Origin of the sequence: Metabacillus niabensis, assembly GCF_902829255.1 — a bacterium.
In the GTDB taxonomy this organism is placed as follows: domain Bacteria; phylum Bacillota; class Bacilli; order Bacillales; family Bacillaceae; genus Metabacillus; species Metabacillus niabensis.
The window spans coordinates 17,585-29,661 of the sequence record NZ_CADEPK010000366.1 but is presented as its reverse complement, the minus strand read 5'-3'; the positions used below and the strand labels follow the sequence as shown (position 1 = coordinate 29,661).

Sequence of the window (12,077 nt, the reverse complement as noted above, 5' to 3'; positions counted from 1 at the left end):
CATTGGGGTACTTGGAGTTTCTTTAAATGAACCTGTCGAATTTAGTAATTCCTACTTTTGCTCACAGTTTGTTGCTGAAGTCCTTCATCGTTCAGGAATCAGATTATGGGATAAGCTTCCTGCACTAGTAACACCTGATGACTTTAGAAAATGCGAGGAATTACAATTTGTATATGAAGGAAAATTATTTGACTATGATGCAATAAAATAGATTGAGTTCCTTTTTGAAAGAGAATGCGGCGAACGCCTGTGGAAAAAACTATGTCTCATTAAGCTTTTTAAATGAGGCCTTTTTTTATCCCCTCTTTCAATGATAATGATTGAAATTAGCTAACACAACATAAATATATATAGTACGGCATATGCAAATATTTAAATTATTATTGCCCAATTCGAATAATTCCCCTCACTTTCGAAAAAAATAAAATTGACTTGAAAGGTAAGGGGGTTCACCATGAAGGAAAATGAACGATTACATAAAATAATGGAGCAAAAGGACAAGCTAAACGATTTAATCCAACAATATTGGGATGATTATTCAGGGATAGGCACATGGTATTTTTGGTTTAATATGATTTGTGTCATTATTCCTTTGCTCATTCTCTATAAAAAAATCGACCGTAACCGGATATTTGAAATATGCTTTTTCGGTTACACAGTACATGTACTGTGGTCAAATGTTGATTCTGTCTTATCATCAATGAACTACCTCATTCATCCACATACGCTTAGTTCATTTCTACCTGTAGGCATTACTTTGACAGCAGTTTTATTACCAGTTGCTTTTATGTTCGTTTATCAATATTGCACGAATCGCGGTAAATACTTTTATCTATACGTTATTCTTCTATCAATGATATTTGCCTTTATTTTTGCACCTATTTCAAAAGCATTTAATCTTTTAACCTTTTTTAACGGGATGAATTATTTTTATTTATTTCTTATAGATGTAGTGATAGCAATTATTGCCTATTGGCTCACACGTTTTTTCGCAAATCTTCAAAGAAAGGAATAATGAAAGAGACTGCCCCCTTAATGAGACAGTCTCTTTTCGTACTACTAATTTTTAATTTTCCGTAAAAACTCCTCACGCTGTTGCTTGCGAAAGTGCTCTTTTATCATGTAGGCAACACCTTGTTCATTGTTTGAGCGCGTAACCCAATCTGCAACCCGTTTTACTTCAAAAGGTGCATTCCACATTGCTACCCCTAAACCAGCTGAAATAATCATTTCGATATCATCTTCTCCATCACCGATAGCAACGGTCTTATCCATCGGGATTTTCAAATGGTTTGTTAAAACACGAAGGCCATTTTCTTTTGACACGCCTCTTTTTACAATCTCTATTTTCTTTGATTTTACGTGAACATCAATTCCCTCAAATGCTTCACTTATAATTTGAGAAGCATCCTCTTTTTCCTCATCTGTTGTAAAATGAACATCAATTTTCAATGCTGTTACAGGTTCATCTCGTAAAGCATCTCCTAATGAATCAACAAATTGCACCGGATAAAACATGGAATCAGAAGTATTTAAAATAGATTTACTTAATAGGTTTGAGGCAACTTTCGTTTTATTACCAATTGAAAAACGCTCCTGGACAATTCGAATATTACATTTGAAATTTTCAAGGACTTGAACAAGATTAAATGTCATTTCCTCACTAATTCTTTTTTCATAGAAAGGATTATCTAAATTATCAGATATAAATGCTCCTCCATGTGATACTAATAAAGAATCTAGCTTTAACGCCTTTGCAAGCTTTTTCGCCGATTGAAAATGCCGATTTGTTACAAGAGTAATATATATCCCTTTATTCTTAACATACTCTATCGCTTCTTTCGTTGACGGCTGGAGGCGACCATTCGAACGAAGCAAAGTACCATCAATATTTAGTGCAAGTAATTGATATTGTGTCACTTTGGTTCCCCCTTCTAAAGATGTCAAAAAATCCTATTAAGAGGTTATGTCCTTATTTTTAAAATTAGAACAACAGAAGGAGATTTGAAGTTTAAACGAAAAAACAGAGTGGAATCAGCTCCACTCTGTTACTTTTCATACTTTCATTATCCTTATAAGCTGCCATACATTTCTTCAAGCGGCTTCATGATAATTTTATTTAATTCAGTAACAACCATGCTTAATCGTTGCTCAGCTGCCATTAATTGTGAGATTTTTTCATGCTGTTGAACAAGCTGAACAGATTTTTGTGCTTGGTTAATTTCTTCCTCTGTAATTTCTTCACCAGTCATTTGCTTTTGTTGAAGATTTAGTTGGATATTACGGAAGTTTTCAAACATTTTGCTAGCTGATTCATCAGCATTAACTTCATCATACAGCTTTTTTAACGTTTTAAAATCTTCACTTTCACGTAATGCTTTTTCTAAATCGTACGCAACATCATATAAATTATTTGACATATGATGAGCCTCCTTTCAAGTTTGGACCTATGTAGGCTCTTGTTCTACTATAACAAACGTTTCACAGAAATGCATCGTTAATTCCTCATTTCCATAATATGATTTTTTCATCTTTTCTTTCATTAAGGAACTAAGTTCTTTCCCCATTCCCTCTCCGATTACATACGATGTCATATAGATAAATTGCCTATTTATCATTTGTTATTCCGCATTGTGAGTAAAAGAGGGATTTTATTGAGTGCAAAACAGATTGACATTATATCACTAGATTCATCACAATCGAACCGTTGTGAAATGAGTCATAAGCTTAGAAAGGAATTAGGATTATCAGAGCGGTTAAGCTCACTTAAAATTAAGTGTGGAATGCATACTGAACTATGTCCACTCGTATTTATAAATGAGGACCGCTTCTGCTTAACATTACCTACTCATATTCGTGAGAAGTTACATCTCCCACCACACGATCTAACAATCCAAGGGAAAATGTCTCATCACATTTTACATTTAGGTCCGACGATTGCAATTTTGACAGAAATAAACGATAAGGATGATCATGTTCATTTTGGCACTATTCATGGCTTCTGTGAAGAGATGGCGCTGTTATGTGAGGCTAAAGGGATTTTGTTTTATGTATTTTCCTTATCTGGTTACTCAAAAGATCGTGTAACAGGGTACTACTTCTTTCAAAATAAATGGCACAAAACAACTGTCCCCTTCCCTGATGTTGTACACAATCGCATTCACTCGCGTAAAAGGGAACATTCAAATCAATTTCTACTCGTCACAACTGATTTAATTGCGAAAAATATCCCCTACTTTAATAATCGGTATTTAAATAAATGGGAGGTCCATCAAATTTTATCAGCGGCTGATCATTTATTGCCGTATTTACCTGAAAGTAAGTTGTTAGAATCTAGGCAAGAGTTTGAGCATATGCTTAGCGTTAAAAAGGATCTTTTTGTTAAACCGATTTACGGCAGTCTCGGGAAGAGGATATTTCGAGTAAAGGAAATGGAGGACCGTTCCTTTCACCTTGACTTTACAACCTTTTCTGGTGAGCTAACAAATGAATACGAATCATTTATCCAACTTTATAAAACGTTATATCCTAGATTAAAAAAAGAACAGTTCCTTCTTCAGGAAACAATCCAACTGAAAAAATATAAAAATCGCACATTGGACTTTAGAATATTATGTCATAAAAAGAATTATCAAGCCTGGTCTGTTTCATCTGCAGTTGCAAGAGTTTCAGGGAGCGATCAAATTGTTTCCAATTTAGCTAGAGGTGGCGAGCTCCTTCCATTAAAGAATGTTCTTGAAGAATTATTTTCAAAAAAGGATGCGAGGAATCTCCGTAAAATCTTAACAGAGCTTTCTTTAGAGATTGTTCAAACACTTTACACGTATGCGGGAGGAGAATACGGAGAATTCGGTATTGATCTTGCAATTGATGAAAATGGTCATCCATGGATACTTGAGGTAAACACAAAGCCTTCAAAGTCAAATGACGATCATACTAACGGAAAAATCCGGCCCTCCGCAAAAGGTATATTGAATTATTCCTTATTTTTAACACAGTTTTTTGATTAATAGGTACTTGAAATGTGGAAAAGGACGATTGATTGGAGTGACCATTATTGAACCAAGTAACTTTAGGCTTTTTAGTTGTTCAAATGAAGCATGAAAATACGTATTTAACAGAAGTAGCTAAACGCAGTTCCAGCTATTCGATTGATTGTGTTCGATTTGAGCCAACATCAATAGATCCCGTAACACTACTAATCAATGGTGAGAAGTTCGATGTCGAAACTAACAGCTGGAAGGAAGCAATGTTTCCAATTCCGAAATACATTTACGATCGCTGCTTTTTTCACAGAAAAGAGGCGAGGCAAAAAAGCAAGCCTATTGTTGATTGGCTTAAAAAATATCGAGAAACCTCCTTTTTAGGGATTGGTTTACCAGATAAATGGGCAATTTATCAAGCTCTCAACACGGATTCAACAATAAACAGCTACCTTCCACATACGGTTATGTTAAAACATCCAGACGAGATGATGAAGCATTTGAAAAAACATTCATCCTGTATACTAAAGCCAAGGACTGGTTCACGTGGTGCAGGAATCATCGCGGTTTTTTATGATTCAAAGATTATTAAAATTCATTACCACCATGGTCGCGATAAAAAAACAAAACAATTCAACACAATAAAGGATTTTATATTATGGTGTGAGAAATTAATTGAACAAAGACCTTATCTACTACAACCATTACTCCCGCTTCATGATACAAGTGGCTATCCTTTTGATATCCGATTATTTGTTCAAAAAAATCATCAAGGAAATTGGGAATTACTCGGCAAAGGAATTAGAAGGGGCTATTCTGGCTCCTTTCTTTCCAATTTATTTAGCGGTGGTGATAGTTTATCCTACGAACGCTTTTCCTTAGATTTAACAGACAGACAACGAATTTTGCTTGAGGATGAACTAAAAACGATTGTTGACCACTTACCTCCATTGTTAGAAAGGAAATTTCATCATTTATTCGAATTAGGAATCGATATCGGGTATGCCCAAGATGGCTCTGTCTGGATTTTAGATATTAATTCTAAGCCCGGCCGAAAAACGATTATTGAAACAAATCCGAAATTAGCTGATCGACTTTACGAAGCACCTCTAGCCTATTGTCAATATTTAATCAGTAAATCTCAGGTTAAAGGAGTTAACCTAAATGGATGAAATCTATACAATTCAAACAACAACACAGCATCATTTCATACAATTACCGACACTATTAAAAAAATATGGGAAAATTACATCTATCTCTTTTGGTACAATCATTCTTCCTTGTGAGATCCATTATCGTGATGATTTAAAATCAAGTATTATTTTACCATCAGCTACATTTAAAGAGCTAATGCTACCTAAAAGCGGAAATACACGCCTGATTTATCATGATGGGATATTGTATTTAGGACCTCTAATCGGAATATTTACTGCAGGATTCACATCATCAGAAATTCGACCAATCGGAGAACGCTCTTTATTTTTTGCAAAATTATTATCGTTAGATCAAACTGTTGGCCTTTATTCATTTGTATTTGGTGCACACCACATAAATTGGGAGGATGGCACAATTGACGGGTTTGTTTATGGAAAAAGCGGATGGAAGCAAATCACCCTCCCCTTTCCAAACGTAGTGTATGATCGATTGCCAAACCGGAGAATTGAAAATCACCAAGCATTAAAGCTAGTGAAAAAGCGACTAACGGAAGACTACTCAATCCCTTGGTATAACCCTGGATTTTTCAATAAATGGGACATTCATCAGCTACTTATCAAAGACAAGAAAACGACCAGCTATTTACCTGCAACAATCCATCCTCCATCTATTAGTCAAATTGAAGAAATGCTCGCAGATTACCAGAGCATCTATTTAAAACCGGCAAATGGTAGCTTAGGTTTAGGAGTATATCAATTGATGTATTCTCGAGAGGATAATTTTTATTATTCGAGATTTCGTGATGAAGAAAAAAACAGGTTGCGAAAGTACCCTTCACTTGAACACTTTCTAAAAGCCTCTTTTAAGGATAATCGATTGTCTAGTTATTTAGCTCAGCAAGGTATTAAGCTTATTCGCTTAGACCAAAAGCCAATCGACTTTAGAGTTCATACGAATAAAGATGTCCATGGTGAATGGAAGGTAACAGCCATTGCTGCTAAGGTTGCTGGAAGAGGAAGTGTTACAACCCACTTAAATAATGGCGGTGTCGTTAAAACACTTGAGGAAATTTATGTTGATCCTAGAGAAAGAATTAAAGCTTATCATGACTTAACAGAAGCGGCGATTATCTTAAGTCAAAGCATCGATGAAAAGTTACAAGGGTTTATTGGTGAATTAGGCTTTGATTTAGGAATTGACCAAAATGGCTCTGTTTGGATGTTTGAAGCAAATTCAAAGCCAGGACGCTCGATTTTCTCGCACCCGGAATTAAAGGAAGCTGATTTTCTTTCACGAAAGGCCTCCTTTGAATATGGTCTATTTTTGTTCAAAAAATCAATTTTTTCACCAGAGGAATTACAAAATGAGCAACGCTAAGCCTGCCCCTCTAGTTGGACTTCTTGTTAGTAAAGGTAGCAAAGAGGAAACCTTTCTTGGTGACATAGCTTTTTTCAAAGACTTACAAAAGGAAATGACTAGTAATGGGGGAAGCTTATTTTTATTTTTACTAGAAGGGATTCAACAAGATTCGATTACTGGTTACATGTTTTATGAAGGTCAAAATAAATGGAGAAGGCAACATTTTCCTTATCCTGACTTAATTTACAACCGAATTTCCTCCCGTGCAGAGGAATCGAATCCTTCCTTCTTAAAGCTTAAGGAATTATATAAGAAAAAAAACAGATATTTCTTTAACCCTTGTTTCTTCAATAAAATAGAATGCTATACACTTCTTTCAAGCATTAGGACGTTACAACCATTTCTACCAAAAACGTGGCCGTATACGTCAATGGAGGATTTACTAAAAAAGCTGTCTATCTATCAAACGCTGTTTATAAAACCCGTACAGGGCTATAAAGGAAAGGGAATTTACAAGCTTGCTGCTAATGGCACCTATTTCACGGTTTATCATGGAAGCAAAAAAACAAACTACCTACATTATGAATTTGTCTCTCTTATAAAGAAAATATGCGAAAAAAAGCAGTACTTAATTCAAGAGGAAATCCATACGGATACGATTGATAGGTGCAAATATGATTTAAGAATTCATTGCTTATATAATCGTGGGAAACATACGATAACTGGGATTGGCGTCAGGAAAGCAGCACAAGATTCGATTATGACACATGTCCCTCATGGTGGTCATATCATTTCTGTTGATGAAATAAAACATAGGCTTAATGAAGACACTCTAAAATCGCTAGCAGAACAAATCGGGCAAAGCTTATCATCGTTTTATGGCTTTGTTGGAGAATTTTCAATGGACATTGGGCTAACGAGAGATTATGAGCCGATTTTATTTGAAGTAAACTCAAAGCCGATGAAGTTTGATGAACAAGATATCCAAATAGAAAGAATAAAACGTCTATCCAAATTGTTTGTCGCATTAGCTGCTGAGCCTAAAATTGATGAATGAACAGCCTCCCTTTCGCAAAATCTATTTTTATAAGGGGGGTTATATAATTGGCAAAAAAAAATGAACCAGTCAAACAAGATTTAAATTATGAAGGTAAGGATAAAGCATATTTAGATATTGATCGAATCATTAATGAAGGCTTATCAGGTGGTTCTGTTCATATGAGAGAGAACTCGACAAATATCGGTGAAACAACGGAAATAACAAAAGAGGAACCACCGCATTTTGTAGAATAGCATTGATTTTGAAGACTGCACCAGTTGCGGTCTTTTTATTTCTAAAAATTTTCTTTAATGGCATCTCTTTCTTTTCTATAATAAAAGTAAGCAAGCTAATTTTTACACATTCGACACAAATTTATGCTATTTAAATGAATAAAACACTGATTGCAGCAAAAGGAGAAACAAATATGCTAGAAAATCTTAAGCAGCATTACAAGGATGCTATGACATTAGATAATAACGTAACAGATACAAACTACGAATGGTTTCGAACTGACCTCGGTCAAACATTTGGCATTTTAAAAACAGCCTTAACTGAAAAGGAACGAGACTTATTAATCACGTTATTTCAGCAAGTAACTCCAACCTTTGAGGATACATATACGACAAATGAGCGTAAATGGTATAACTATTTGTTTCAAGCTGAGCAAAATCAAGCACCTCTCCCTACCAATCAGGCGACGGTTCGATTTTATTATTTTTATTTAAAACGACCAATCGACGATAAACAAAATTTCGAAGAGGCGATTAAAGGAATTATAAATTCAGAACTCATTATCTGGCTTAGTTATTCTAATGGGATTATTATTGAGGAAAAACCATCGATAACAGTTGATGTTGAAATGATCAAGGATTTATGTGGTACTTTAACAACTGATCTATATGTAGAAACTTATCTATATGTTGGACAATTACAAAAAAATGATGCGGCTCTGAAAGAAAAATTCACATTGGAACAAAAGTGCTTTCAAAGCTTATACCGCTCAGCAATTCAGGAGAAAGCTTTAACCTTTTATGAAGCGCTGCCCTTGCTCATTATGCAATCACCAACAAGCATTCAAAAGGACATATTATCAAATCAATTAATCGAGGCATTAAATGAACAAGAAACACTACAAACGATCGAGGCTTTTTTACAAGCAAACTTAAATGCTTCATCTACTGCTAAACGATTATTCATCCACCGGAATAGTTTTCAATATCGCTTGGAAAAGCTTCTCGAAAAAACCGGATTAGATATACGAACCTTCTCCAATGCTGCTTTTATTTTTTTAGCTATCATTCTTGTAAGACATCAACGTGATTAATTCGGACTTTTAGCTTAAGGCTTTTATTAAACCGGGATAAATCGTTAGTCAAATGTACTAAATTCCTGTCCATTCAGAAAGGGTTTACAAATTGCACAAAAGAGCCCATTTTTTTTCGTGCAACTTGTACGTTTACTTCTTCAATTGAAATCCCTTACAATGAACCTATGAAAAACGCTTTCAAAATTGAGGAGGAATTAAGATGGCAGAGTTAAAATTAGAGCATATTTATAAAATTTATGATAACAAAGTAACAGCAGTTGAAGATTTTAATCTTCATATTCAAGATAAAGAGTTTATCGTATTCGTTGGTCCTTCTGGTTGCGGTAAATCAACTACACTTCGTATGGTTGCTGGATTAGAGGAAATTTCAAAAGGTGATTTCTATATCGACGGAAAACGTATGAACGATGTAGCTCCTAAAGATCGTGATATCGCGATGGTATTCCAAAACTACGCTCTTTATCCACATATGAACGTTTATGATAATATGGCATTCGGATTAAAGCTTCGTAAATTACCAAAGGATGAAATTGACCGTCGTGTAAATGAAGCTGCTAAAATTCTTGGTCTTGAACAATACTTACAACGTAAACCAAAAGCTCTTTCAGGTGGTCAACGTCAGCGTGTTGCATTAGGTCGTGCAATCGTTCGTGATGCAAAGGTATTCTTAATGGATGAACCTTTATCAAACCTTGATGCTAAGCTTCGTGTACAAATGCGTGCGGAAATCACAAAATTACACCAACGCTTACAAACAACAACAATTTACGTAACACATGACCAAACTGAAGCGATGACAATGGCAACTCGCCTTGTAGTTCTTAAGGATGGTATTATTCAACAAGTTGGTTCACCGAAAGAAGTATATGACAAGCCTGAAAATGCATTCGTTGGTGGATTCATCGGTTCACCTGCTATGAACTTCTTCACTGGTAAATTATTAGATGGTAAATTTACAATTGGTAATACTTCTGTAGCAGTTCCAGAAGGAAAAATGAAATATCTTCGCGAACAAGGCTATGTAAACAAAGAAGTATTAATGGGTGTACGTCCTGAGGATATCCATGATGAGCCAGTATTCATCGAAGCTAGCCAAGGTACAAAGGTAAACGCTAAGATCGAAGTTGCTGAATTAATGGGTGCTGAAACGATGCTTTACTCAGAAATTGACGGTCAAACATTCGTTGCACGTGTTGATTCACGTACTGACATCAAACCAGGTCAAGCACTTGAATTAGCATTAGACATGAACAAAGCTCACTTCTTCGATACTGAAACAGAAAGCAGAATTCGCCCAGCTGGTGAATAATATATAGGAAAGGGTCTGACAATAAGGTCAGACCTTTTTTGTTATTCCTTAATCGCATTTACTTCCTCATGCTCACATGAAGAACAATAAAAATAATGGATACATTCATGTTCTTCTAATGAATTTTGATCCCCATCAAAAAGCTTCATCATATCAATATCCATATATGCGCTATAATCATCGAGATAATCTGTTACCTTTCCTTTATCCTCCATGATCGTCTGACAATTTGGACATTGGATGATTCGACTCTCTAGACCGTTACATAATGGACATAAATCCATTTCTTCCAACCCCTTTTATTTCCTTATATCATTAGATTCTCTAAATCTCCATCTATTATGTATAAAGGTAATTTCAAGTGAGAAGAAATGAAAAATTTACCTATTATTTTTTGTATAGATAAAAAAAAACGATCCATAATACTTATTAACAACGGAATATTTAAACTTCCATTCAATTAATCAATGGGTTAAGCCGAGAAGGCTATGAACCTTTAAGGGATTCATAAAATTGGTGCAAATCCAATTAACCCAACCATAAAAACTATATGAGGAGATGAATGACAGATGGCACAAAACAGTTCAAACAGCAATTCGTCTAATCAACTTTTAGTTCCTGGAGCATCTCAAGCAATTGACCAAATGAAACTTGAAATTGCTTCTGAATTCGGTGTAAACCTTGGAGCTGAAACTACTTCTCGCGCCAACGGTTCTGTAGGTGGAGAAATCACAAAACGTTTAGTATCAATGGCTCAACAATCAATGAGCGGTTTTTCACAACGATAATAACTTCATATAATGGCTATAAAGACCGGCACAAAGCCGGTCTTTTCATTTTTTATATAAATGTAGGATTCATGTGAATAACAAGTATCAAACAAGTTTATATGACCATATATTATTGGAAATAGTTATTTTCTATCTTATCGAAAGCTCTCGATATAATAGTTGGTCATTTAAATAGCTAATCTGTTTTAAGAAATTTGAGGTAAAGGAGCGGATTACATGTTTGATGCAATCGATTGGAAGTTGGTAGGGTTTGTTGGATTTACGTTATTCCATGAATATGTTGTGCACATCCGTTTTCCACAGCTTTATTATTGGGAGGTACAAAAAAAGCACGATGATGAACTGAAATAGCTTCTATTCTTCTCCCTTTTTCTTCAAAATCATATACCTTCTATATCCTGTTCAACATTTGTTTTCCTTTTTACTCATCTTATAGCGATAAATTAAAGCAATATATATAAAGGCTTGGAAAATCCCAAGCCTCTAAACGAACAGAAGATTTATGATTATTCCTCAACATAAACAGCAGTACCGTATGCAATAATTTCGGAAGCATTTTGCATCACGGCAGATGATTCTAGTCTCATACATACTATCGCATTCGCGCCTTTTGCTTTTGCATCGTCAACCATTCTTGCGATTGCCTTCTTTCGTGCCTCATCCATCATTTCCGTGTATTCTGTTAGCTCTCCCCCTACAATTGTCTTTAACCCCGCCATAATGTCTTTTCCGATATGCTTTGATTGCACCGTACTTCCCTTCACAAAGCCCTTATATTCCTTCGTTGCTTTACCTGGTACAGCTTCAGTAGTTACGATAATCATTTTGTTCATCCTCCCTTTTCTCATCCAGCCTTTGTTTAATAAGCACTAAAAATAACACCAATAAAGAAATTCCATACAGTAAAAATAAACAAAGAGCTATTTTCACTTGAACAAATAAAAAGATAATTCCTAAAATTTGAGTGAAGACTGCAGTCATCATACTAATTTTTTTCATTCTCTCCATCTGCAACCTCCTTTCCCCTCACTCCCATCATAACAACTTTGAAGGTGAAATTTTAACTATTTAGCAAAAAATATCACTGATTACTTTTTTTGCCAAAGGGATT

16 protein-coding genes and 1 pseudogene are annotated in these 12,077 nt (G+C 35.1%); 11 read left to right on the top strand and 6 right to left on the bottom strand.

Going from position 1 to position 12,077, the window contains the following annotated elements:
* Together HU235_RS21550 and HU235_RS21545 are read left to right on the top strand one after the other, a co-directional pair.
* Positions 1-211 (top strand): annotated as a pseudogene (locus HU235_RS21550) (hypothetical protein); the annotation flags it as partial.
* Between the two features lie 243 nt (positions 212-454).
* A complete protein-coding gene (locus HU235_RS21545) occupies positions 455-1,015 on the top strand; it encodes a hypothetical protein (RefSeq protein ID WP_095301009.1) in 561 nt (186 codons plus the stop codon).
* 44 nt (positions 1,016-1,059) lie between these two features.
* On the opposite strand, the gene HU235_RS21540 is transcribed toward HU235_RS21545, so the two are convergent.
* The 3 genes from HU235_RS21540 to HU235_RS21530 form a co-directional block, all read right to left on the bottom strand.
* Positions 1,060-1,920, bottom strand: a complete 861-nt coding sequence (locus HU235_RS21540; protein ID WP_095301010.1) for a Cof-type HAD-IIB family hydrolase — start codon at positions 1,918-1,920, stop codon at positions 1,060-1,062.
* 152 nt (positions 1,921-2,072) lie between these two features.
* On the bottom strand, positions 2,073-2,420 hold the full coding sequence (locus HU235_RS21535) for a YlbF/YmcA family competence regulator (RefSeq protein WP_095301011.1): 348 nt from the start codon (positions 2,418-2,420) through the stop codon (positions 2,073-2,075).
* Between the two features lie 27 nt (positions 2,421-2,447).
* A complete protein-coding gene (locus HU235_RS21530) occupies positions 2,448-2,618 on the bottom strand; it encodes a hypothetical protein (RefSeq protein WP_174881534.1) in 171 nt (56 codons plus the stop codon).
* 36 nt (positions 2,619-2,654) lie between these two features.
* Between HU235_RS21530 and HU235_RS21525 the strand changes: the two genes are divergently transcribed.
* From HU235_RS21525 to HU235_RS21495, 7 genes are all read left to right on the top strand, one after another.
* The gene (locus HU235_RS21525; RefSeq protein ID WP_145583426.1) at positions 2,655-4,010 is read left to right on the top strand and encodes a YheC/YheD family endospore coat-associated protein; all 1,356 of its coding nucleotides are present in this window, start codon (positions 2,655-2,657) and stop codon (positions 4,008-4,010) included.
* A gap of 47 nt (positions 4,011-4,057) precedes the next feature.
* Positions 4,058-5,155 carry a YheC/YheD family endospore coat-associated protein gene (locus tag HU235_RS21520; RefSeq protein WP_174881533.1) on the top strand — a complete coding sequence of 366 codons (1,098 nt, stop codon included), beginning with the start codon at positions 4,058-4,060 and terminating at the stop codon, positions 5,153-5,155.
* Positions 5,148-6,515, top strand: coding sequence for a YheC/YheD family endospore coat-associated protein (locus HU235_RS21515; protein WP_145583422.1), 1,368 nt, complete (start codon positions 5,148-5,150; stop codon positions 6,513-6,515). Before HU235_RS21520 ends, HU235_RS21515 begins: the two co-directional genes overlap by 8 nt.
* Entirely contained in the window at positions 6,502-7,554 is a 1,053-nt protein-coding gene (locus HU235_RS21510; protein ID WP_174881532.1) for a YheC/YheD family endospore coat-associated protein, read from the top strand. Before HU235_RS21515 ends, HU235_RS21510 begins: the two co-directional genes overlap by 14 nt.
* Before the next feature lie 47 nt (positions 7,555-7,601).
* On the top strand, positions 7,602-7,790 hold the full coding sequence (locus HU235_RS21505; RefSeq protein WP_145583418.1) for a hypothetical protein: 189 nt from the start codon (positions 7,602-7,604) through the stop codon (positions 7,788-7,790).
* Between the two features lie 173 nt (positions 7,791-7,963).
* Positions 7,964-8,863 carry a PucR family transcriptional regulator gene (locus HU235_RS21500; protein WP_174881531.1) on the top strand — a complete coding sequence of 300 codons (900 nt, stop codon included), beginning with the start codon at positions 7,964-7,966 and terminating at the stop codon, positions 8,861-8,863.
* 202 nt (positions 8,864-9,065) lie between these two features.
* A complete protein-coding gene (locus HU235_RS21495; protein ID WP_095301018.1) occupies positions 9,066-10,175 on the top strand; it encodes an ABC transporter ATP-binding protein in 1,110 nt (369 codons plus the stop codon).
* A gap of 41 nt (positions 10,176-10,216) precedes the next feature.
* On the opposite strand, the gene HU235_RS21490 is transcribed toward HU235_RS21495, so the two are convergent.
* Entirely contained in the window at positions 10,217-10,459 is a 243-nt protein-coding gene (locus tag HU235_RS21490; RefSeq protein ID WP_174881530.1) for a hypothetical protein, read from the bottom strand.
* A gap of 285 nt (positions 10,460-10,744) precedes the next feature.
* Here HU235_RS21490 and HU235_RS21485 point away from each other — a divergent pair, with 285 nt between their 5' ends.
* Positions 10,745-10,963: an alpha/beta-type small acid-soluble spore protein gene (locus HU235_RS21485; RefSeq protein ID WP_095301020.1), complete on the top strand. Its 219-nt coding sequence runs from the start codon at positions 10,745-10,747 to the stop codon at positions 10,961-10,963.
* 219 nt (positions 10,964-11,182) lie between these two features.
* On the top strand, positions 11,183-11,317 hold the full coding sequence (locus tag HU235_RS25325) for a hypothetical protein (RefSeq protein ID WP_267905727.1): 135 nt from the start codon (positions 11,183-11,185) through the stop codon (positions 11,315-11,317).
* A gap of 155 nt (positions 11,318-11,472) precedes the next feature.
* On the opposite strand, the gene HU235_RS21480 is transcribed toward HU235_RS25325, so the two are convergent.
* Entirely contained in the window at positions 11,473-11,790 is a 318-nt protein-coding gene (locus HU235_RS21480; RefSeq protein ID WP_095301021.1) for a YbjQ family protein, read from the bottom strand.
* Positions 11,771-11,974 (bottom strand): hypothetical protein, encoded by a 204-nt coding sequence (locus tag HU235_RS21475; RefSeq protein WP_174881529.1) that lies wholly within the window; start codon positions 11,972-11,974, stop codon positions 11,771-11,773. Before HU235_RS21475 ends, HU235_RS21480 begins: the two co-directional genes overlap by 20 nt.
* Positions 11,975-12,077 lie beyond the last annotated feature (103 nt).